The organism is Sinomicrobium halophytocola, from assembly GCF_052983395.1.
In genome coordinates, this window is sequence record NZ_JBRKIT010000025.1 from 84,445 (window position 1) to 108,857 (window position 24,413).

Below are 24,413 nucleotides of genomic sequence, written 5' to 3' on the forward strand. Positions count from 1 at the left end.
GTAGGGCGACGACCTGTCATCTTCCGAATAGCACTGGGGTTACAGGAAAGATCACAAGCCGCAAATCCCGAAAATTGTTAATATTGCTCGTTATCATTCGGAAAGTCCCTGTCTTTCACATCATCTACATACTGAGAAATGGCCTTGGTCATATCGTCATACAGGTTCATGTAACGGCGCAGGAATCTCGGACTGAATTCATATGTCATACCGAGCAGATCATGTAATACCAGTACTTGTCCGTCTACTCCGTTTCCGGCTCCGATACCGATAACAGGTATGGATACACTTTCGGCGACTTCTTTGGCAAGTTTGGCAGGTATTTTTTCCAATACTATGGCAAAGCATCCTGTTTTTTCCAGGAAGATAGCATCTTCCTTAAGTTTTTCCGCCTCTTCTTCCTCTTTGGCCCTTACCGTATAGGACCCGAATTTGTAGATGGATTGTGGTGTCAGTCCCAAATGTCCCATTACCGGGATTCCCGCATTCAGAATCCGTTTTATAGATTCCTTGATCTCCCTTCCACCTTCGAGTTTTATGGCATGAGCGCCGCTTTCCTTCATAATCCGTATGGCCGAACGAAGGGCTTCTTTGGGGTCTGACTGATAACTTCCGAAAGGAAGGTCTACGGCAACAAGAGCCCTTTTTACGCCGCGTATAACCGAGGAGGCGTGGTAGATCATCTGGTCGAGGGTGATAGGAAGTGTGGTTTCGTGACCGGCCATGACATTACTTGCGGAATCACCGACCAGGATAACATCGATCCCGGCGCTATCCACGATTTTCGCCATAGAATAATCATAGGCAGTGAGCATGCTTATTTTCTCACCGTTCTCTTTCATTTCTATCAGAGACTTTACCGTAATTCTCTTGTATTCTTTTTTTGCAACAGACATATATTATTTATGTTTTGTAGTTTTCGGTTCTTTTATAATTGAGAAGTGAAAATAATTGTAAAAGTACTAAATTGTATGTTTAAAAACATTATCGATGAGAACGGTTTTATTTTTAGGGATGATACTGAGCCTCGCAGGCCTTAATGCCCAGTCCGTATCGGAAGAAAAGACCATCAGGAATACCGTTGAAGAATTCTTTGGAGCTTTTCATGCACAAGACTCGGTGCGGTTAAAAAACACTGCAGGTCAGGAGTGTATCGTGCAAAGCATTTCAGTGAACAAGGAAGGACAGGTGATCGTGAGCACACAGTCTTTGGGTGATTTTATACAAGCGGTGACAGCTTTGCCTAAAACAGCCGATTTCAGGGAAAAACTCTTGTCCTTTGAAATTAAGTACGACGGACTGATGGCCCATGTCTGGGTGCCTTACGAGTTTTATTACGAAAATAAACTGCACCACACCGGGGTAAACTCCATAGTCCTGTTCCGGAACGAGAAAGGGGCATGGAAGATAGCCGGTATAACCGATACCAGGAAAAAGGAGGCGTCCTGATAACACAGGATATAACCGTTGGTCACCTCTCCCGTTAATACTGCCTGCATGAGAAGGCGGGAATTAAGATATGCAAAGGCTTTACCGGGTAGTGGAAAACAGGTATTTTTGCATATTTTCCGTTTAAATATCAGACTGTTTCGCTTAACACTGTTTATTTTTATGGTGATTTTATATAATTCCTTCCGATTTTCATGATGAAACAATTTCTTTTAACTGTTGTTTTTACCACTTTTCTGAGCGGCATCGGGTATGCTCAATATACGGTGAAGAATCTGCCAAACCCGAAATCGAACGGGCAGGATTATTTTGTCAGCAATCCGGACGGGATTTTGAGTTTGCATGTTACGGATTCCGTAAACGCTATTGCCGTGGAAATCGAGCGGCAGACTACTGCAGAGGTTGCCATTGTGGTTGTCAACGATTTTTCGGGCCAGGATGATTTTAATTTTGCATTGGAGCTTTTCAATACATGGAAAATAGGGAAGAAGGAAAACGATAACGGACTTTTACTCTTTATTGCCAAAGACAGGAGAGCTTATCGCTTTATCACCGGCTACGGTATGGAAGGGGTTTTGCCTGACGCCCTTCTCAGACGTATAGGAGAGCGTTACCTCGTTCCGTATTTCAGGGAACAAGATTACGACGGAGGGGTGCTGGAAACTGCCGGGGCGATAAGGGATATATTGCTGTATCCGGATAAAGCGGAAGAATTACGGATGGAATTGCGGGAAGAATCCTTTTTTTATCGCAACAGAATGGTATTTATAGATGTAGCTTTTATATTTCTGGTGATTCTGGCTTTAATGAAGTGGACAGGATATGTTATTGAAAAAAAGGTTTTGAAGGGAGATAAGAAGTTAGGCAAGGGGACCCGTTTGAACCTGACAAGTGTAATGGGAGGCTGCGGTTGTATGGTGGGCCTGTTTTTCGCAGGAGTATTTTCTTCACTGTTTATTGATTCATCCCCCGAGTTTATTTTTCAAATGAAGATGGTCCCCTGGTACCTGGCCATTGCGGGGAGTATCATATTAACCATAATGTATTTCCGTGGGTCTAAGATCATAATCAAGTCCTTCCGGGATGAAAAGAACCGCTTAAATGCCCTTGCGGAATACCATAAATGGATGGTTATCCCCCTGATATTCTCACCTGTGGCCTTGTTTAGTGTCCTGGGATATCAGAAGCGGAAGAAATCTATGGGAAAGAGGTTCCTGCCACCTGACAATTCAGGTAACTGGGAACGCCAGGACAGAGACAAATTAAAGAAAAAGACAGAATTGCTCGATGAAGGGCAGTTAAAGGAAGAGTGGGCATTGTCCCGAAGCTATGAGATATGGAAACACAAGGTTTCCGGAAAAATTAAAGTGATAGGATGGGACGGGATCAAAATTAAGGACTATTCCGATTGCCCTTCCTGTCATTACCATACGTTTAAGCAACCGCACACCAAAACTATTAAGGCAGCTACCTATAAGGCAAGCGGAAAAGGGGAGCGCATCCGGGAGTGTGTATATTGCGGAAATACCATTTCATTGGGCACCGTGGTTATACCCAGGAAACAAAGAAGTTCTTCCTCCTCGTCTTCCGGAGGAGGTGGTTATTCCGGAGGAAGTAGCGGTAGCTTTGGCGGTGGCAGTAGCGGGGGAGGTGGTGCCGGAGGGAGGTGGTAAATTCGGCTCTAACAATCAGACAGAAAAACACCCACGGCCAGTCCGCCTTCCGAAGTTTCCTTGTACTTGGAATTCATATCTTTTGCGGTCTCCCACATGGTGTTTACCACTTTGTCAAGCGGAACTTTAGCATTCTTCGGATCAGTATCCATAGCCAGTTCTGCCGCATTGATCGCCTTTATTGCGCCCATAGCATTACGCTCGATACAAGGTACCTGTACCAGTCCGCCTATAGGATCGCAGGTGAGCCCGAGATGATGTTCCATAGCAATTTCGGCAGCCATAAGAATTTGTTCCATAGACCCTCCTGACAATGCCGTGAGCCCGGCGGCAGCCATGGCGGAAGAAACCCCTATTTCGGCCTGGCAACCACCCATGGCAGCAGATATGGTAGCTCCTTTCTTAAAAATACTGCCAATTTCTCCGGCAACAAGTAAAAAGCGTTTGACATGTTCGAAATCCGCTTCGTGATTTTCAATGACCATATAATACATAAGTACTGCGGGAATAACCCCCGCGCTTCCGTTGGTAGGAGCGGTAACGACTCTTCCTAAAGAGGCATTCACCTCGTTGACACTGAGGGCAAAACAACTTACCCACTTGAGTATCTGTCGGAACTTTACCTCGGTTTTTCGAATGGTTTCCAACCATTCCTGCGGCGTACCATAAGGAATATCTCCCTTGAGTTTCTGATAGGAATCATATGCCCGCCGTCTTACCTGTAAACCTCCGGGAAGGGTACCTTCGGTATGACAACCGATATACATGCATTCGAGCATAGTACTCCATACACGTTGTAACCCCCTGTCAATTTCTTCGTCCGTTCGCAGTGATCTTTCGTTTTCCAGTACGATTTCCCAGATCGTTTTGTTTTCCAGGTAGCAGTATTCCTGGAGCTGAGCCGCATTTTCCACCTGGTAGGGGAAACGGTTGAATGCTTTCAGGTTTTCTTTGGCAGAGATCCTTTCTTCTCTTATCACAAAACCACCTCCTATGGAATAGTATGTTTCCGAATAGACTTCTCCACCGGTGGAAACTGCAGTAAACCGTATGCCATTGGCATGGAAAGGCAGGAATTCTTTATTGAAAACGATATCTTTATTCACATCAAAGCCAACCATATAAGTGTTGCCGAACAATATCTCTTTCTTTTTCTTAACCAGGTCTACCACTTCCGGGATTTCTTCTATCGGAATGTATTCCGGATCTTTTCCGGAAAGTCCCAGTATAACGGCAAGATCCGTTGCATGGCCTTTCCCGGTAAGAGATAAAGAACCAAAAAGATCGGCCCTAACGGAAATTATATGATCAAAATGTCCTTCCTCTTTGAGTTCCGCGATCCACCTTTCCGCTGCCCTCCAGGGGCCTAGCGTGTGGGAGCTGGACGGACCTATGCCTATCTTGAGCATGTCAAAAACACTGATACACTCCATATCTATTTGGTTATCTTAAAAAAAGTCTGTCTTAATACCGGTTAAAAGATCATTCCAGATTCCGGACAATAGACAGAAATAAGTGTTATAAAATACGATTGTACAGCTTACTGTGTTAAATTACAAACACTATTGCGGAGACAAATATAAACGAATAGTTGTGAATCCCTAACACCGAAAGACAGTTTTTCCGGATATATAAAAGGAAAGCGATGGGACCTGAAATACAGTCACCCTTTTTTCTTTTTTTACTGAAAATACGGATTGTAAAAGTGTTGTTCGTATAGGCTGACGAAATGAGTACTGAAGAGCGGAAGCCTTTATTCTTTGCGGTTTCCGGTCAAAATGACAGGGATACTTTCAATATGGCAGTAAAAAACAGGCTGTATTTTTTTGGCACAATCATTGACTTAAGGATAGCAAACGAGTAAAAATACCAAGTAAAAAATAAGAACACACTATTATGAGTAAAATTATTGGAATCGACTTAGGTACTACCAACTCCTGCGTTTCCGTAATGGAAGGTAATGAGCCGGTAGTGATACCTAATGCTGAAGGAAAGAGAACAACACCTTCTGTTATAGCATTCGTAGAAGGAGGGGAGATAAAAGTAGGAGACCCCGCAAAACGTCAGGCTGTGACTAACCCGCATAAAACCATTTATTCTATAAAGCGTTTTATGGGGAACAAATATTCGGAGTCTGCAAAAGAGGCAGGCAGAGTACCTTACAAGGTAGTTAAAGGAGATAACGATACCCCGCGTGTAGATATAGATGGAAGGTTATACACTCCCCAGGAATTGTCTGCAATGATACTTCAGAAAATGAAGAAGACGGCAGAAGATTACCTCGGACAGGAAGTGACGGAAGCGGTTATTACCGTCCCCGCATATTTTAATGACTCTCAACGACAGGCTACCAAGGAAGCCGGAGAGATCTCCGGACTGAAAGTACAGCGTATTATCAACGAACCTACGGCCGCTGCCCTGGCTTACGGACTGGACAAGTCTAACAAAGACCAGAAGATCGCCGTATATGACCTTGGTGGTGGTACTTTCGATATTTCGGTTCTTGAACTGGGAGACGGTGTTTTTGAAGTACTTTCTACCAACGGAGATACTCACCTTGGAGGGGATGACTTTGACCAGGTAATTATCGACTGGCTTGCAGATGAGTTTAACAAGGAAGAAAACGTAGACCTTCGTAAAGACCCGATGGCATTGCAACGTCTGAAAGAAGCAGCCGAAAAAGCCAAGATAGAGTTGTCTTCTTCCTCACAGACCGAAATAAACCTGCCTTATGTAACAGCTACGGCTTCCGGGCCTAAGCACCTTGTAAAAACATTGACCAGGTCCAAGTTCGAGCAACTGGCCGATGAACTGGTGAAGCGATCTATGCTCCCTTGTGAAAAAGCCCTTAAAGATGCCGGGCTATCCAAATCGGATATTGACGAAGTGATCCTGGTAGGTGGTTCTACCCGTATCCCAAGGATACAGGAAGAAGTAGAGAAATTCTTTGGTAAAAAACCGTCTAAAGGGGTTAACCCGGATGAAGTAGTTGCCATTGGTGCCGCTATTCAGGGTGGTGTACTTACCGGAGACGTAAAAGACGTGCTGTTACTGGACGTAACACCTTTATCCCTCGGAATTGAGACTATGGGAGGAGTGATGACCAAGCTTATAGAGTCCAACACAACTATTCCTACTAAAAAATCGCAGGTATTCTCTACGGCTGCGGACAACCAGCCTTCGGTGGAGATCCACGTGTTACAGGGAGAAAGACCTATGGCAAATGACAACAAAACCATAGGACGTTTCCACCTCGACGGAATTCCGCCAGCACAACGAGGAGTGCCGCAGATTGAGGTAACTTTTGATATCGATGCCAACGGGATTATCAAAGTTTCCGCTACAGATAAGGCAACAGGTAAATCCCAGGATATCCGTATCGAAGCCTCTTCCGGACTTACAGAAGAAGAAATCGAGAAAATGAAGAAAGAAGCTGAAGCGAATGCCGAAGCAGATAAAGCAACTAAAGAAAAAGTGGAAAAGCTCAACGAAGCAGATGCCATGATCTTCCAGACCGAAAAACAGTTGAAGGAATTCGGAGATAAATTGTCAGCAGACAAGAAAAAACCGATAGAAGATGGGTTGGAAGAATTGAAAAAAGCTTATGAAAGTAAGGATGTAGCTGTTATTGAGCCTGCACTTGCCAAAATAAACGAAGCCTGGAAAACAGCCAGCGAAGAAATGTACAAAGCACAGGCAGAAGCACAACAAAACGGTGCTCCGGGTGCAGATGCCAATACAGATGCGGCTTCCGGTGATGAAGGAGGTAAGCAACAGGGTGATGATGTACAGGACGTAGACTTCGAAGAAGTAAAATAAAGGTTGATAACCTTTGCATAAGATAAAAAAGCTGTCAGGAATTTTCCTGACAGCTTTTTGTTTTCAGGATAATAACTTTCTCATGCACAAAACCTGATAATTGAGTTTTGCAGCGTGTAACCCGATTCAGGGATGTGCATTGCGCAATCGTGGAGCACCATCCCGTATCTCTGCACCGGCAATGCTTTCAAATAACCTGAAATTTTCGTGAAATTTACCGACAAGCTTGTCTGCCATTTTATAAAAGGCCGTATCGTCGTTCCAGGTTTGGCGCGGACTGAGTACCTTATCCGGAACTCCGGGACAGCTTTCGGGGATTAAGCTGTTAAAAACACTGTGTACCCGGTAATTCACCTTATCCAGATCTCCGGATAATGCCGCGTCTATCATTGCCCTTGTGTACTTTAGTTTGATCCTTGATCCTACACCATAAGGTCCCCCGGTCCACCCGGTATTTACCAGCCACACCCTGGTTTGGTGTTTTTCCATTTTTTCTCCGAGCAACTTTGCATATTCCGCAGGATGTAAAGGCATAAAAGGCGCTCCGAAACACGCGGAGAACGCAGGAGTGGGTTCTGTAATGCCCTCTTCGGTTCCGGCCACTTTGGAGGTATACCCGGAAATAAAGTGGTACATGGCCTGAGATTTTGAGAGCTTCTGGATAGGAGGGATAACTCCGAAAGCATCACAGGTAAGGAAGAATATATTCTTCGGGATCGTACCCTTAGATGGAACCCGTACATTTTTGATATGTGTTATAGGATAGGAGACCCGGGTGTTTTCGGTAATGGAAATATTGTCATAGTCCACTTTGCGGCTATCCGGAAAAAAGGCAGTGTTTTCCAGGATGGCGCCAAACTTGACAGCATTGAAAATATCCGGTTCTTTTTCCTCGGTAAGTCCGATGGTTTTGGCATAACACCCTCCTTCGAAATTAAAAACATTATCGGTACTCCATCCGTGTTCATCGTCCCCGATCAGGTTTCTTTTCGGATCTGCCGACAGCGTGGTTTTCCCGGTTCCGGAAAGCCCGAAAAAGATGGCCGTATCTTCCGGCCCCATTCCTGTATTTGCGGAACAATGCATAGGGAGTACACCGTGCTGTACCGGGAGTAAAAAATTAAGGACGGAAAATATTCCCTTTTTCATTTCGCCGGAATATCCTGTTCCACCGATGAGAATGATCTTTTTCCCGAAATTTATTATCGAAAAATTTTCCTGACGGGTTCCGTCCGTTTCGGGATCAGCTTTAAATTCGGGACAACAGAGGATGGTAAATTCCGGTTCGAATGTTTCCAGTTCCTCTTGTCCGGGTTGTATAAACATATTATGGCAAAACATGTTATGCCAGATTACGGTATTAATAACACGTACATTCATCCGATAGCGGGTGTCTGCTCCGGCGTAAACATCCCTGACATATACTTCCTTGTCTTCCAGGTATTGCAGCATTTTTTGATGTAAAAGGTCAAATTTGTCTGCCGTATAAGGAATATTGATGTCTCCCCACCATACCTTGTTTTCCGTTACCTTGCCTTTAACGATGTAACGATCCTTCGGAGAACGGCCTGTAAAACCCCCGGTAGTACACATCAGTGCTCCGGTATCAGTTAGCCGGCCTTCCCCGTTTTGAAGCGATCTTTCCACCAGCTCGGCAACGGGGAGGTTCCAGTGGGCTTGTTTGACTTTAGGAAAATTCTTTTCTTCCGTAGAAAATCTGGTACGTCTCATAGATATGTGTATTTAGTAGTGTTGAATGATCTGTATTAAGTTTAACGGGTATCAAAGGGGTAAATGGAGAAACGCTTTCAGTTCTTCCGGGAAAGGTGTGGCATGTATATTCCATATTACCGGAAGGATAAAATAAGTAGCCAGGGTAATAAGAATAATAGAAATAATATTAAGCGTTAATCCGGTTTTTATCATATCGGGTATTCGCAGGTGTCCGGAACCAAATACAATGGCATTGGGAGGCGTTGCTACAGGTAGCATAAAAGCACAGGAAGCGGCCAGGGTAACGGCTGTCATGATCAAAAAAGGGTGCAAATCCAGGGATAAGGCCATAGGGGCGAGGACAGGCAAGAGCATGGCTGTGGTGGCCATATTGGAAGTAACTTCGGTAAGAAAGTTAACGGCAGCTACGAGTAAAAGAAGCAGTATCCAGAATGGCATATTATCAAATTCTGTCATCCGCTGGGCGATCCAGTTGGCCAGTCCTGTTTGTGAAAACCCTTCTGCGAGGGCCATTCCCCCGCCGAAGAGCAGGATAATGCCCCAAGGCAAATTTACAGCTTCATTCCAAGAGATGAGACTGCGTTTTTCGGATTTTGCCGGGATCAAAAATAAAGTGATCCCGGCTGTCATAGCGATAATGGTATCATCTACTCCGGGTATTAACTTCTGTATCAGCGCCCGAGAAATCCACGCCAATGCGGTGATGACAAATACGCCCAGCACGGCTTTTTCTTCGTATGTTATTTTACCTAGGGCCCGCTTCATGGTCTGTATTTCTTCTTTTCCCCCGGGAAATGAGACCGCCCGGAAATCGTAGGCATAACGGGTAAGATATTTCCAGCATATGACCAGTAATAACAAGGCGATAGGAAAACCGAACTTTGCCCATTCGAAAAATCCGAGTCTGACACCGTATATTTTTTCCAATATACCTGCGAGCACGAGGTTAGGAGGAGTACCTATAAGGGTGGCAATTCCCCCTATGGAACAGCTATATGCTATACCCAGCATGAGTGCCTTTCCGAAACCGGAGGAATTACCGGGGCTGCGTTTTTGAAACTGATCAATAATGGCCATTCCTATAGGCAGCATCATCACACACGTAGCTGTGTTGGATATCCACATGGATAAGAAGGCGCTGGCAACCATAAATCCGAGGATGATGTGTGTTACCCTGGTACCTATAAATGCGATAATACTCAAAGCGATACGCTGATGCAGTTTCCATCGTTCAATAGCGATGGCCAGTATAAAACCACCCATATACAGAAAAATGTATTTATGCCCGAAGGAAGCGGTGGTGACCTCTATGGACAGGGCTCCCGTAAGCGGAAACAAAATAATAGGCAGGAGGGCCGTGACAGCGATAGGAACCGCTTCCGTAACCCACCACAGAGCCATCCATACGGTGATGCAGAGCACCTGATAGGCTTCCACGGGCATGGATTCCGGTTTTCCTATAATTTCAAGGAACAGGAATAGCAAAGGCCCTGACATCCGGAAAAGATATTTTTTCCCGGCCATACGGGATGTACCGAATATTTTCATTTTCAATAGCTTTTTTATGGATAACCCGATATTATCGTGGTCGCTTTTAGGTTATAAAAAGTTATCAGGTTAATGTTTAGTACACGACAAAACTGATTTTCCAGGAAACACAAGATTAAAACAATTTTTGTCATGCACTAAAAGGTTAGTAGATTATTAAATCATTGGTTTTGTGTGTATTGTGTAACTAATAAATAACTAAAGATCAATTTGCTTGTCAAAATCTATTGAGGGGCTAAAAGACTAATTGCAACAAAAGTTCTCCTCGGAATTCATTGACACCGGCCTCGTAGTCAATCCTGGAGAAACTGGTCTGTAGTTTAAAAGCGTTATTTTTAAAGTATTTGGAGAAACCTAAGGTATAGGCTTTGGTGTCCTGCAAAATGGAATTGCTATAATCGTCGAACTCCGGAATTAACTGTGTATAACGAAGGTCAACGGAATATCCTGTTAAGGTAGCATATCCCAGTTGAGTGTTCCATGCGTCTCCGATAACGAGGTAAGAGCTTATTTGCTGTGGCGCCAGTGGCAGGCTGGCTGCCTCATTTATGAAAGTTTGATCCAGTCCTGTAGCCGAGGTATTTACATATTCTCCAAGCAGGGAAAAACCCTGGTATTTCAATAACAGGTCGGTGTATATTTTTCTGTAGTCGGGGAGTTGGGCTTCACCATCTTCATTATAAATAATAAAATCGCCATGTCCTTCTCCTATGGCATTGCTGGCCCCGTCATTATAGCTTGCGGCTGCACCTATTACCATTTTTAAGGAAGATTCGTGCTGTAGATCGGGGGTCATTCCTTTGTTTCCTTCACTAAAGTATCCCAGGGGATAAATATCCAGGCGCCCCCCGTATTTTAATCCGCCTTTGTCCGCGTCCCTGGAGTCGCTTCCGAATGAATTTCGTCCGTCTCCCGAGGTTACGGCCAGTTGCGGGACGAAGCCCGCGTTCTTCCATTCGAAGTTCCCTTCAAGGTATAGTCCGAATTCCCGCCCGGTATCACTGAACATACGGCTTACCATACTCCGGTCCGCGAATTGCAGAACGTCTTCGTTATAGGTCATTTCCCTGCTGTTGGTAAACGTACGTTTTTGCCCTACAGTGATGGAAATGGCGGAAGTAGGATGATAGGCTACCCAGGCATCCAGAAGAGGTTTGTCCAGACTGAAGTCGGTTTGAATAAAAAAGCTCACTTTCTCTTTCAAGGCTTTTCCGGAAATATTGAAATAGGACCTTTTGGAACGAAACCTGCTGTTTCCCTTCTGGTCTTCGGTTTTTGAATATGTATAGGACGGTTGTATAAAACCTCCGATTTTAAATTGGTAATCCCCGTCTTCAAAGGAAAACTGCAGTCCTTTGCCCAACTCAAAATCCGCTTTGTTGGTATTTATTTTTTCTTCCTGTGCCAGTACAACCTGTACTGAGAGAAAAAGGGCTACGTATACGAATATTTTTTTCATGACATGTAGTGTTGGGTCGTTATAATTTGATGTTGTTGTTATACCTGTAAACCGGTAATTCCTGTCCTTTCCCTGTCGGCAATATTTCAAAGGAAACAAAGCTGTTGGACGCTTCGGGTTCCAGGGTTTCGATAGCCAGGCCTATATTTTTCTGATCGGTATAAATAATATGACTGCCCCTGGGAAAGTTCATCGTCTTTTCCGTTAACCGGGTGTGTACCGTTTGCCGGTGTGTTCCCTCGTATTTTTGGGCCGCCCTGTAGTAGGCCGTTATTTCATATGCTTGCACTGGAAGAGTAGTTTCTTTACCGAGTGTTGTTATTTTTAATCCGAGTATCTGTAGTTTTTTAATCAATTCTGTTTGTGAAGGGAGCAGGATGTAGGCCTTTGGCAAGGGACGTGAAAGTACGGGAGAAGAGTGCAGGGCATCTCTTAGTATTACGGTCTCGTCTACCTGTTTATGCGTGTGTAGATCAATAAAGGCCAGGGGTTTTCGTGAAACTTTTCTCCTTGAACTTATTACTGCTTTGGCGTTGTTTAGTTGCTCCAGGCTTTTCTGTAATACCTTTTTTATGCTACCGGACTCGGCTGCTGCTGTTTGTATATAAGACAGAGCGGTCAGAAAAGTAGTCATAGTACGGCGCTTGAACGAGGTTCTACCCAATCCGATTCCCCTTACTTCCACGAGAGTGGAAACACAGTTGCTCAGGGCATAGGAAGTGGCACTGGACCTTGCATTGACCGATCCCTGGTTGAACACAGTATATCCCTGGTGATCTGCTGCGGTAAAATAGGCGTGTGTCCGCAACCCGTTATCTTTCAGTAATTTCTCGGCATTGTTAACAAAAGGGGTCCGGGTATATGCCCGTAGCGTGTCGGATACATTCAGGTTCCCGGTGTAGAGAAACATGACGTCATAGGCATTGGTAAGCCCGAAAGTTCCCATCTGAAGGTAATCCCTGCGGAATGGACGAAACTCGTGAAAGTCCAGTGCTACCTCAGCCCCGAAGTTGGTAAAGGCTTGTTTCAGGGCTACACTTTCGGGTGCCACCAGTTTGGTTTGGTCCCGGTTAAGGTCCAGTCCGTTGGCGGCATGGCGTAATTGTTTGTTAAAACCATCGATATTGGCCATAGGGATGATCCCTATTTCCAGTTTATCCAGTAATACCCGATAGGATTCGTCTTCGAGGAGCCGTTGTATGAGGTACAGCACCCCTTCGGTACTGGCAGGCTCGTTACCGTGAATTCCTGCCTGTATCCACACTTTTATTTTCGCCTGACTACTTTCAGGATTGGTGAGTACCAATTGTGGTATGGATAATCCTTTTTGGCTTTTTCCTATGTACGACAGTTCTGTAAGTTTTTGGTGTTGCCTGACCAGTGGTTCCAGAAAGGACATCATTTCCGAATAGGTTGTAAAGCCTCTTTTTTTCCGGAAGGCAGGAGTGTGAATATCCGTTTCGAAATCGGGGAAGTACTCTGATGTAATATCTTTACTTTGCGGATTGAACAGCTGTGCCGAACAAACGGTACCGGACAGGATTAAGAATAAAACGATCAAATTTTTCATAACATTAATTTTAAAAGCCTATGGTCAGGACTAATCTTCCGATCCACTCATTTCCTGCTATCGGGTTTCCCTCATTATTATTTGAGCCTTCCGCTGCATCTACATAGGTAAAGGAAGCCTGTATCTTGGCCCCGTAATTCCTGCCCAGGTATTTGCTTATACCCAGGGTGTAATAATTGGGACGGTTATAAAAAGTGCCATTATTCATAAAAGAATATTTATCCGCCCGGAGATGTGTATAACGGGCGTCTATTGAAATAAGGTTGGTAAAAATATATCCTGCCTGAATGTTGTACCCTTCTCCCATCATCATCCGGTTTTTTACATAATTGCCCACATGCTGTTCTCCATCAATTTCAAAGCTGGTGGAAACAGAGCCGTCGTTACGTACCCGTTGGGTAATGGCATCACTTACATGGGCCGAACCTTTTACATATTCGCCAAGCATCGAAAACCCTTGATATTTGAACATAAAGTCAAAACCCAGCTTCATATAATCGGGCAGTTCTTCCTCTCCCTGGTCATTAAGGTAGAGGATACTTCCGCTATTACGTCCTCGGCGACTGCTGACACCGTCGTTATAGCTGTAGTTTATCCCCATGACCAGTTTTGGCGTCCTTTCCCTTGCGATATCAGCTTCCCGGAACTGCCCGAAATTGCTGAACAGGCCAAATGGGAGGAAATCCAGACGTCCCCCGTATTTAAGTCCCCCGTGATCTTTTTTGAAAGCATTCTGCCCGTCGCCATTGGTAATGGCAATGGATGGTTTCAGGTACATACCCCCGGGACTGATGCGGTAAGAACCGTCCAGGAATAACCCGAATTCGCGGATAGTACTGAAGACCGAAGTAACCCGACTGCGTTCGGGAAGTTGTAGGGTCTGGGAGTTAATATTCAACTCCCGGTTGTCCGTAGGCGTTGATTTTTGCCCGAAAGTGGCCGACAGGTTATCGTTAATATGGTATCTGATATACGCGTCGAGCAAGATGCTGTTCTCCGCCTCATCGACATCCGCTTCGGCGGTACCACTAAGATCAACGCGCAGGCGGTAACTCAGTTTTTCATCGGCCATATTACCGGAAAGTTGCAGCCGCAGGCGTCGCATACGGAAACGGTTGTACAGGTTAGAATCGTCATTCCCCGTGTATCTTTTGGTCTCCATGTAAGGCTGAACAAATCCTTCGAGTTTTATTTTGTACCCTTGTTCACCGGAGAAGTTCAACCCTTCGCCAAAATTATATTTGTCCAGGTATATCTGGGCCTTTCCCAACAGCGGAGCCATCAGGAGAGAAATTACAAGAAGCGTTTTTATCGTTTTCATGGATGGTTTTTTTTGCTACACTTCAAAGTTGCCTTTAACCAGGACTTCTTTATCGCGCATCATTTGTTTACCCATGGCAAATACATCGGTAAGGTTGAAATCTTTGTCGAAACAGCATATATCGGCATCATAGCCTACTTTAAGATGACCTTTTTGCTTTAGGGCAAGGTTTTTAGCAGGATTGGTCGTTACAAGTCTGATCGCCTCGGATATAGGTAAGCCTCCCTTTCGGATCAAAGCGGCGGTTTGTTCCATATTCAGGTGTATAGGGGCTTTGGTAAAACCTATGAGTTTTCCGTTGGCATCCGTCTTTCCCAGACCGGCATTCCCATCGCTGCTAAAGGTCAGCTGGTCTATGGAAATACCTTTTTCCAATGCGTATAATACCGATTTATAGGGATCTGTGTATTTGGTCCCCCCGGTGGTAATGTCGATCATGCCGCCCAGTTCTGCAAATCTCAGGGATTGGTCAAATAATGCCTTGGTACGCCCTACATGGGTAGGGGATATATTTTCTATGGGATATTCGTATTTTTCCACCAGTTCAAGGAGAACATCTATCTGTGATGTCATTTTACCCAGGTGAATATGCAGGATGCCTTTTTTTCCGGAGATCTGTCCGCCCACACGTACTTCTCGCAAATGGCGGAGCAGTTCGGTGGCGGTAGGATAGGAGGAACGTTCATCACTTATGGCCACTTTACACCCGAGGACCTTATCTATAAATACCATATCATCCTGTATGGATCCGGTAATGGTCACCGGGTCAATGCTGAAATAGCTGGTAAACATATAAGCACTGATCCCTTCATCGGTCAGGGCTCTTGCTTTGGCATACAGTGTTTTTACGCTCCTTGCCGTACCGTCGGTGCCGAGTAATCCAACTACAGTGGTGGTTCCGCAGGAAATAAATTCTCCCAACATGATCTCGGGGGTCATGGAAGCATAACCGTGTTTCCCGCCTGCCCCGATAATATGTACGTGCTGGTCTATAAACCCGGGAGTAACGGTCTTTCCTTTAGCATCCCAGACGGTGGAAAATGTTTCATGCGGAACTATGGAATCTTCAATAGCCAGGATCTGGTTGTTACCGATAAGGATATCTTTTTTTCCGAGATGCTCCGGTGCGTATATGTTCGCGTTTTTAATTAAAGTTAGCATATATTAAGAATTATAAATAGAGATATATTATCATTACTACCAATGCCGCGGAGAGGGGGATTATATTCCGCTTTACGATCTCGAAAGGGGATACCTCGGCCACTTCTGCCGTAGCGATGAGCACCCCGGCCACCGGAGAGACCGTCCGTCCCATGGAAGCTGAAAACTGCATAGGCAGGATTATGGAAGAACTTTCCACACCCAACTGAGCTGCAATTTTCGGTACCAGGGGACCAAAGGCAAAGAAAGAGGCGTTACCACTACCCATAAGTACAGAAGCCAGGAAGATCATTACCGTCATCACTATGCCAACACCAATGCCTCCGAATCCCAGATTCTGTGAAGCGCCTACAAGCCCGTCAATAAACCCGAGGCTGATCAGTCCTTTGGAGAAAATGTCGGCGGCGATGATGAGGGTAACCACCGTTTTAAAGATATTTCCCATACCATTCCAGAATATGGACAGTGATTTAAAGACTTCCCTGGGTTTTCGTTTGCGTATCAGCTCAAATGCAAACGCCACAAACAGGCTTATAAACATTACGGTAGTGGTGTTGAGTTCAATGGGGACGGCAAAGAAATCAAACAACTGTGAAAACAGGATAAGCAGTATTAATGGCAACACCGGGATAACAGCATAATATAAAGGGGCCTTTAATTTGGCCTTTTCGATCTTCGGGACCGGTGCTTGCTCCTGATCCATTTTTTTATCATAGTACCGGTTTACAAAGTAATATGTTATCATCATGGTGATGCTTAGTGGAATTGCCAACGGAATCTGTTCTTTCAGAAAATAAAAGACCGTGTCCTTTTCGATAATAGATGTAGCGCTTGCGGTTATGGCAGAGGCGGGGCCCATACCCATAGCGGTGCAGGATGTTATAACCGATACGGCAGATAACCGGCTCACACCGAGATTAATAAGAATAGGGAAGACCGAAGCCATTAACAACAAGCCCAGTCCTGCTGCCGACGGAATACATATGAAGAGTAATTGTCCGATAGGGATAACAAGGACAGCCGCCAGATAGGGTTGTTTTTTAAATAACTGCAATGGTTTCAGCGCCAGGTAGACCAATGCTTCCGAAGCCCCAATATTATCAATATAAGCTACAAATCCGCCTATAGCCATGATCATAAGGCCTACACTGGCATTGGTTTCGGCAAAAGAACTGTTGATATAACGAAAAAGGTCAAAGCCAAATGGTCCGCCGGTAAGTGCTACGGCCGGTTCATGTCCGGGCAGCCAGTAAGATGCGGCGAGCATAAGGAGTCCGGCTATGAGTAATACCGCATGCGGATAAAACTTTTTGAGCAGCAGTCGGGCTACAATAATGATGAACAAGATGGCTATAACCGGGCCTAGATAGGACATGAATATACTTTTTAATTAATTAAAAGGAGTACCGTCTACTTTGGTTCCCGGGGAGAACAAAAGATCGTTTACAGAGCTGTGTCGCGTAAAATCGCCATTTATATCCGGGTTACGGGTATAGGATTCGTTGGGGTTGCCGGACAACGGTTCTATATCAAAATTGATGATAACTTTTCCGGAAGCATCCTGTATCGTGAGCATATCGGCCGCATTGTTAAAATTCAGGTCGCCCGTGGTGGAGGTTTGTACTAAAGCACCACCGAAATCTCCGACAGGGGTTCCTCCTCCGAATATCAACAGAACTCCGTTGGCGGGTATTACCGTGCCCTCAGGTACTACGTGGCGAGGTGTATCGTTTTCCAGGGCATCGGTATCATAAACCCTGAATCCGCTGGCATCGAGTGGCTCGGAAGAATTGTTGTATAATTCTATGAATTCGTCTTCATTCTGGGCATACTGGCCATCTCCGTTGGCATCGCCATCCAGATCATTATTGGAAGGATCATATAAAATCTCATTCAGTACCAGCGGAACGGATTGATCGTCATCTTCAATGGTCAACACGAGCGATCCTGCGTTGCCGGGAATAGCATTTTGAATATCCGAAGTGGCGATCTCGATAGTTTCATTACCTTCTTCGTCTGTGTCCTGAACGGCAGTTATTTCGGTAGAAATGCTGACTTCTCCGGCAGGGATCACCAATGTGGTATTTTCTACGGTATAATCGGTATCACGGGTAGCCGTGCCTGCAAAAGACAGGGAGATGGTAACATCCTGGCTGACGGCGGTGTTTAGTGTGGCAGTAAGAGTGGCAGTACCTTCGTTCTCGGAAAAAGCGGAGGGTTCAGCACTTAAAATAACCGTCGGTTCTACCTGGGCATCAGATACCACCCCCAGGCGGTTTTCTTCTTCAAGCTGATTGTATATAGCCGCCGGAACTACGATGTCGCCTGTTTCAGGATCACCGTCAGGCCCCGGATTATCACTCATATCCAGCATTTCATCAATTTGCAGGTTGCTGGATAGATCTATAGTCGCAAAATTGTGGTTTGGAAGGAATAGGTGACGCAGCCGGGTGTTACTGCCCAGGTCCAGTTCATTTAATAACTGTTCGTCACCGGCATTTCCGCTTGCACGGTAGCGTAGCATGGTAAGGTCCGGGTTTCCGGAGAGGTCCAGTTGCCCGATAAGGTTAAAATTGATCTCTAACTGTTCCAAAGCGATCAGTTTGGAAACGTCGAGTTCCTGGATATCATTGGATGTAAGCACCAGGTGCTGCAGACCTATAAAGTATTCTAAACCTGAAACATCTGCAATCTTAACGTCCGCAGTGACCAGGCCTGCCTGCTCCAGGGTTTCTACATTATTCCCGGTTTTACTGAGTAAAAGTTCACTTACGGAAGCCACTTCGATAGGGTCGAGATAGTACTTTACCGTATTATCCTCTATTTGTTCATAAACTCCCGGAGTTCCGTTGTATACCATGTATTCCCCGAATGCCGCATCCGGAATCAGAACGGGTTCTGTCGGAATTTCCGATGAGCCTTCTTCCACATCATCGGTCTTACAGGAGGCAACACCAAGCAGGATAATTGCCAGATATAAAACATTTATAAAAGTAGTAATTGTTTTCATCTGTAATTTTAGGTTACGTTATCGTTGTGTTTTTTATTATTTCACCAAATCCTTATAAAATGGTATTTACTAAAGATAAGCCACTTTTTTGTAAAAGATTTTCATACTCGGCTAAGAAGGTAAGAGGGCGGGGGATTATTCTTTTATTTCGTTTGTGTAAAAAAATTAAGGTTTATAATATCAATATTCAAAAAGTAAATATGTTTTTTAATTAAAATGACATTTCAAAGGGACTAAAGTTTTTACTACCTTTAGCACACCAGTTATGATTAATTATGCATACCAGTTTGGAATTACTTACCCGGAAGATACTCGGCGAACTGGACTTAAATGCCTACCGCAGGGATTTAAGCCTATACCTGCGTATCAGCGAATACCTGAAAAACAAGATCCTGCAAAGGGAAATCCCGGAAGGGGCATCACTTCCTTCGACAAGGGTACTGGCAGAGTACCTAAAGGTTTCCAGGAGCACAGCCATTAAGGCTTATGATATATTGCTTCTGGAAGGTCTGATCGAAGTTCGGCACGGGGCGAGATACAGGGTGAAGAAAAATATGCAGGACGATGTTCTTCCGGATCACAAGGTTCCTGCCGATGTTACATATCCGGAAATATCGGAAAAGGGGAGGGCTTTTAAAGAAAATGTTCATTTGATAAATACCACCTCCGAAGAGGCTATTGCTTTTCGTCCCGGTTTACCTCCGCTGGATATTTTCCCGGTCAACCAATGGAAAAAACTATCCAATTATTATTGGCGAACGATAAAAGCTTCTTCGTTATCTTATTCCAATTCTTCGGGGGTGGAGATTTTAAAGAGGAACCTGGCAGGTTACCTGAATATGATGCGCGGGATCAAGTGCGATTATGAACAGATCATCATTGTATCCGGTTCGTTGCAGTCCCTTTATCTTTTAGGCAATGCCCTGATGGACCGCGGAGATACGATGGTCATGGAAAACCCTACCTTTCCCAATGTACATTCTATTTTCCGGAGTCTGGAGGCTAACATCATAGCAGCATCGGTCGATCGGGAGGGCATATGTATCCCGCAAGCTGATGAGGTAAGCGCCCGACCAAAGTTAATACATGTCACTCCATCCGGTCATTACCCTACGGGAGTTAAAATGAGCCCGCAGCGAAAGTCGGACCTGCTTCGCTGGGCTTCGGAAAACGGGAGTATTATTATTGAGAACGACTATGAACATGAGATTAGTAACTGGGGACTAAAAGATCCTTCGGTCTTCAGCATGGATACGGAGCAACGCACGGTTTACCTGGGAACATTCAACAGGCTGTTGCACCCTTCCATACGTTTGGGATACATGGTGGTCCCTTATTATTTGCTGGATACCATAAAAGCCTTACAAAATCATTCCCATCGTTTTGTATCTCCTTCGAACCAGGTGGTGATGAACCAGTTTATTGAAAAAAATTACCTCTATCACCATATAAAAAACGTCATAGAGGTTGCGGAAGAGCGTAAGGCGCTTTTTTCCGGGATTGTCCGGAATGAATTCCATCCTTCCTTCCAACTGGCAGACAGCCAGGCCCGAAGTTTGCATTTGCTGGGTAATTTTGAACTGCCGGTTTCCGATCAACCCCTTATCCGTAGGTTTAAGGAACGGCATTTGATCGCCCATGCCTATAGCAAGTGTTTTATCAGCGGACAACAAAACGGGTTGATCCTCGGGTATGCAGCTGTTCGCAAGCCGTTGATTCCAAAAAAGCTGTCCGAAATGGCAAGTATATACAATAAAATGATAAAGGAGGTTACGGAAAGAACAGGTTTGCCCTAGAACCTGTTTTTTAAACTGGTATGCATAATTAACCTGTACAGGTATGGAGAAATGGTGCTTCCGATGGCTACATTTATGCTCTTTTATATTTTTCCAAATGAAAAAACTTTTCGGATTTCGTCTCCTGGCCGTTTTAACCCTTTTGGTCCACGTCGGTTGCGATAATAATGAAACCTCTTCTCCTGACACTACTATTCTTTCCGGAACGGGAAGTTTTAATTATACCGGATATGAACCTTTGCAACAGGCACCTGTAAGAGTGTTTTATCACATTCCCGAAGGAGATGTCACGACAATGCCCGTGCTTTTTGTTCTACACGGTTCCTCGCGGAATGCTGTTGATTACCGGAATGCCTGGATACCGCTGGCCAATCAATATAAAGTGGCTATTATTGCCCCGGAGTTTTCAGACCGGTATTATCCGGGAGGGAATGCCTATAACCTGGGAAATGTGTTTATTGACGGAGACCATCCTTCCTCCAGTACTCTTCATGCTGAGGAAATGTGGACCTTTTCTCTTATTGAACCCCTGTTTGATGAGGTGAAAGTACTCATGGAAAACACTTCAAATACTTATGATATATACGGTCACTCCGCCGGAGCACAATTTGCACACCGCTTTATCATGTTGAAACCGGGTGCCCGTGTGCGAAAAGTCGTGGCCAGTTCATCCGGCTGGTACACCGTACCGGATAATACGATAATTTTTCCTTACGGAATAGAAGAAAGCCCGATCACCAGCCTGGATCCGCAAGACTATTTTTCAAGGGAATTGATCTTACAGATCGGAGAAAACGATACCGATCCCGGCAGCGCCGGTTTAAGGCACAATGCGTTTCTGGATGTAGAACAAGGAATGAATCGTTACGAGCGGACGCTACATTTCTATGATAAAAGTGACAGCATTGCGAGGTCAGGCGATTTTCCTTTCCGTTGGAAATTACTTGTAGTGCCCGACGCCGCACACGATTTTCGGAATACTATTTCCGATGCTGCGGCTAGTTTATACGGAGATCCTTGAGATAATATCCGAACAGTTCCTAGGTCCGGTAAAGTATTAATCCTCCCGATTTACGTTTTTTACCGGCTACTTCAATGCTGTAATAATATATTCCGTTGGTAAGTTGTCCGAGAGATATAAAATCCCGGTCGGAAATAACCTGTTTCTTTAAAATGAATTTACCTTCCACCGAATACAGATAGATATATACTTCTTCACCATCTTCGATTTTCCTGCTGTAAACATTAATTCCTTCCGATGTCACCGGGTTAGGGAATACAAGGAACGGAGTTCTGGCCAGGTAGATCGCATTGACAGTTTCGGAATAGATTTCGGTACCGTCCTCCAGGATAAGTCTGGCACGGTACATATTACCTCCTTCAACGGGATTATTATCCGATACCTGGAATTCTTTTTGATTGACCGGGTTTATTTGCTGTATAAGTTCTTCTTCTCCGTAAGTTATTTTGTAGATCTCGATGCTTTGGGCCTGGTATGTGCTTCCGAGTGAGAAATAGAGAAGGATGCGGTTCTCGTCTTCCAGGTTAGTGGCATATATGGATTCCCAATAGCATTGTTCGCTATCTGTAATAACAGAGACGGCTTCGCTTCGTATCCCTGTTGCATTATTTGCGTATACGGGGGCAACGGCATGGTATCGGGAATCCCCGGAAATGATGTAAGTGGTGTCGGTCACCCTCTCGGTAAATGCCATAGTGTTATTTCGTAACGAATAAATATCGTAGGCGATGGCCGTAGTATTTTTTTGCCAGGTCATTTCGGTAATGTCACCGCATTTCAGGCTGATGCGGGGACGCAGGGCATAGGAAATGAGGAACGGGGAGGAGAGGAAACGCTGACCGTTAACAGTCATTCTCAGTATGGCTGTATGACCTTCTTCGGTGACCGGATCCCAGGAATAATATCCCGGCGACAGGGGAACTTCGTTATTAATGATGCTCCAGGTACTTCCGTCATCATAACTCACTTCAAGTTTACCGGAAGCGGCGGGGGATCTACTTTTCCACCTTATGTAGTCTGTTGAAATACCATCATAGGGAAAACTGTTACCGCTTACCGGGTTTGCCCATTCAAAATCATTTGTTTGTATCCAACTGTAAGCGATAGAAAAAGCCTGGGTATACCCGCTTATCGCATATCCCTGTACTCGTATGGTAACCATATCATCCGTGATTTCTTCCACCAGTACCTGCTCTGTGTTATTAAGATGATCCTTGTTGCGTATGGCAGGCTTGTTAAGGGCTTCTTCATTGGCATTATGGTCAAGTGTCCAGGGATTCACGGTTTTGCTTCCCTGGATTACCGTCAGGTCCAGGTCGTTGACCAATGCTATATTGGAGTTGGGTTCGGCGGGCAGGTCTGTCCAGGAGAGGGTGACTTTCAGGCTGCCGTTGCCTTCGGGAACGGGAAGTGAATATTCCCGGCTTTGCGAATCGCTTACCGCACCTGAAATAAACTGTCTGTTCTCAAGTATTTTCCAGCTTTCATGGGCATTGACATTGCCATATCCGCTTTGGAAATCCGGCCCGGGAGCACCTATATCGTCCGCACCGTTTATCAGGACGGCTTTTATCAGGGATGAAGGGGGAAGGGAGTCCTGGTGTTCTTTGCGGTAATGTTGTTGAAGTAATAGTACTATGCCCGATACCAGGGCGTTAGCGTTGGAGGTGCCGATAGAACTGAATGCGGCCAGATCTGGCTTTATCCTGCCGTCGTATGCCGGCCCTTTGGAGGAAAAACCGGGAACTGATAATCGGGTGTCCAATGCCCCTACGGTGATTATGTTTTTCGCCATTTTAAAATTTCCGGTAATATTGGCAAATCCGGGGATACCGGAATAAACCCCGTCCGAAGATGTTTCACTACCGGAATTCCCGGAAGAAAAGAGATGGACCTGTATCGGGTTATCGTATAAGTAAGCGTCATAAGCTTCAGCCAGGGAACCGTAAAAATTTTCTATTTGCGTACCATATGAATGGTTTTGGGTGGTAACATCCTGATTTTGCAGGTCAGTATCCGGGTAAAGGGACCGGAAATCGGAAGACGATAAACGGGATTCCGGGGCTACACCTTTTCCGTTTACGGAAGTATTTCCAAGTCCCGTAGCGATCGTAGCCATATCTGTAGCGTGATCGCTAATGTTTTCAGGCTCATTTCCGGAAGCGATATGTTTACCCGAAAGGTCTATGTCGTCAATATCATAAAGATCATCCTTTACCGATAAGATCATGCCTTTTCCCCGGAGTTCGGGAACTTTTTCCTGTAGCAGGGATACCCGGTTTACAGACAGGTTAAGGTCGGGGATAGTGCTTTCCCGGACCGGGACGAGAGACTCTTTCCCTATGTAAGTAACACAATCCAGCGGCAATATATAATCGCGTATATATATTCCGGATGTTTTAATCAGCATATATCCGTTATAAAGCAGTGTGCTGTGCAATCCTTTTTTTTGAAGGGCATTATCCAGGCAATTTTTGTCCGGGGTTTTAACGATATAGATGCTTTTCTTTTTTGCGGATAAATCAATACCGGGAGCTATTTTCCATAGGTCGTTCACAGGGCGTATGTTGTTCCGGTCGTATTTCTGTCTCGCCATATCCGGGGTACGGTCCATACGGATAATGATATGTTCCCTGTCAAGAATCCTGACGGTTATATATCCACCGGGAAGCTTTTCAGTGTCTTCTTTTTTCACCATATAGTACTTCCCTCTATCATCATCCTGTAGGAAGTGATGCCATTTTTCCGTTTGTCCGTAAAAACTTAAGGAAGTTATAAACAGTAAGAGAAACAGAGACTTTTTCATTGTCATGTTTACAAATTAAAGCGTAATGTATGAAATCAACAGTTAA

Annotated in this window: 16 protein-coding genes; 5 read left to right on the forward strand and 11 right to left on the reverse strand. The window is 44.9% G+C overall.

All coding sequences use genetic code 11. The annotated features are described in order from the left end of the window. Positions 1-77: 77 nt before the first annotated feature. Complete coding sequence (panB, locus tag ACVBDY_RS09795; RefSeq protein ID WP_447175294.1) at positions 78-896, reverse strand: 3-methyl-2-oxobutanoate hydroxymethyltransferase; 819 nt, start codon at positions 894-896, stop codon at positions 78-80. A gap of 94 nt (positions 897-990) precedes the next feature. On the opposite strand from panB, the gene ACVBDY_RS09800 reads away from it, so the two are divergent. Together ACVBDY_RS09800 and ACVBDY_RS09805 are read left to right on the forward strand one after the other, a co-directional pair. Continuing rightward, positions 991-1,449 carry a nuclear transport factor 2 family protein gene (locus tag ACVBDY_RS09800; RefSeq protein WP_447175295.1) on the forward strand — a complete coding sequence of 153 codons (459 nt, stop codon included), beginning with the start codon at positions 991-993 and terminating at the stop codon, positions 1,447-1,449. Between the two features lie 194 nt (positions 1,450-1,643). Continuing rightward, entirely contained in the window at positions 1,644-3,122 is a 1,479-nt protein-coding gene (locus ACVBDY_RS09805; RefSeq protein WP_447175296.1) for a TPM domain-containing protein, read from the forward strand. A gap of 8 nt (positions 3,123-3,130) precedes the next feature. Here ACVBDY_RS09805 and ACVBDY_RS09810 read toward each other — a convergent pair whose 3' ends face one another. Next, a complete protein-coding gene (locus tag ACVBDY_RS09810; protein ID WP_447175297.1) occupies positions 3,131-4,555 on the reverse strand; it encodes an L-serine ammonia-lyase in 1,425 nt (474 codons plus the stop codon). 463 nt (positions 4,556-5,018) lie between these two features. On the opposite strand from ACVBDY_RS09810, the gene dnaK reads away from it, so the two are divergent. Beyond that, positions 5,019-6,941, forward strand: coding sequence for a molecular chaperone DnaK (gene dnaK, locus ACVBDY_RS09815; RefSeq protein ID WP_447175298.1), 1,923 nt, complete (start codon positions 5,019-5,021; stop codon positions 6,939-6,941). 126 nt (positions 6,942-7,067) lie between these two features. On the opposite strand, the gene pckA is transcribed toward dnaK, so the two are convergent. From pckA to ACVBDY_RS09855, 8 genes are all read right to left on the reverse strand, one after another. Continuing rightward, positions 7,068-8,672: a phosphoenolpyruvate carboxykinase (ATP) gene (gene pckA / locus ACVBDY_RS09820; RefSeq protein ID WP_447175299.1), complete on the reverse strand. Its 1,605-nt coding sequence runs from the start codon at positions 8,670-8,672 to the stop codon at positions 7,068-7,070. Positions 8,673-8,723: 51 nt separating this feature from the next. Continuing rightward, on the reverse strand, positions 8,724-10,223 hold the full coding sequence (locus ACVBDY_RS09825) for an SLC13 family permease (protein ID WP_240643134.1): 1,500 nt from the start codon (positions 10,221-10,223) through the stop codon (positions 8,724-8,726). Between the two features lie 235 nt (positions 10,224-10,458). Next, a complete protein-coding gene (locus ACVBDY_RS09830) occupies positions 10,459-11,682 on the reverse strand; it encodes a putative porin (RefSeq protein WP_447175300.1) in 1,224 nt (407 codons plus the stop codon). Positions 11,683-11,701: 19 nt separating this feature from the next. Then, positions 11,702-13,252, reverse strand: coding sequence for a M14 family metallopeptidase (locus ACVBDY_RS09835; RefSeq protein WP_447175301.1), 1,551 nt, complete (start codon positions 13,250-13,252; stop codon positions 11,702-11,704). A 10-nt stretch (positions 13,253-13,262) separates the two neighbouring features. Continuing rightward, on the reverse strand, positions 13,263-14,573 hold the full coding sequence (locus ACVBDY_RS09840) for a porin (protein ID WP_447175302.1): 1,311 nt from the start codon (positions 14,571-14,573) through the stop codon (positions 13,263-13,265). A 15-nt stretch (positions 14,574-14,588) separates the two neighbouring features. Continuing rightward, positions 14,589-15,734 (reverse strand): beta-aspartyl-peptidase, encoded by a 1,146-nt coding sequence (gene iadA, locus ACVBDY_RS09845; RefSeq protein ID WP_447175303.1) that lies wholly within the window; start codon positions 15,732-15,734, stop codon positions 14,589-14,591. A gap of 10 nt (positions 15,735-15,744) precedes the next feature. Continuing rightward, positions 15,745-17,109, reverse strand: a complete 1,365-nt coding sequence (gene dcuC, locus ACVBDY_RS09850) for a C4-dicarboxylate transporter DcuC (RefSeq protein WP_447175304.1) — start codon at positions 17,107-17,109, stop codon at positions 15,745-15,747. Positions 17,110-17,124: 15 nt separating this feature from the next. Next, on the reverse strand, positions 17,125-18,744 hold the full coding sequence (locus ACVBDY_RS09855; protein WP_447175305.1) for a lamin tail domain-containing protein: 1,620 nt from the start codon (positions 18,742-18,744) through the stop codon (positions 17,125-17,127). Positions 18,745-19,019: 275 nt separating this feature from the next. On the opposite strand from ACVBDY_RS09855, the gene pdxR reads away from it, so the two are divergent. Together pdxR and ACVBDY_RS09865 are read left to right on the forward strand one after the other, a co-directional pair. Further along, positions 19,020-20,540, forward strand: a complete 1,521-nt coding sequence (gene pdxR / locus ACVBDY_RS09860; RefSeq protein WP_447175306.1) for a MocR-like pyridoxine biosynthesis transcription factor PdxR — start codon at positions 19,020-19,022, stop codon at positions 20,538-20,540. Positions 20,541-20,637: 97 nt separating this feature from the next. Beyond that, entirely contained in the window at positions 20,638-21,561 is a 924-nt protein-coding gene (locus tag ACVBDY_RS09865; RefSeq protein ID WP_447175307.1) for an alpha/beta hydrolase family protein, read from the forward strand. 19 nt (positions 21,562-21,580) lie between these two features. Here ACVBDY_RS09865 and ACVBDY_RS09870 read toward each other — a convergent pair whose 3' ends face one another. Further along, entirely contained in the window at positions 21,581-24,367 is a 2,787-nt protein-coding gene (locus ACVBDY_RS09870) for a S8 family peptidase (RefSeq protein WP_447175308.1), read from the reverse strand. Between the last annotated feature and the right edge of the window lie 46 nt (positions 24,368-24,413).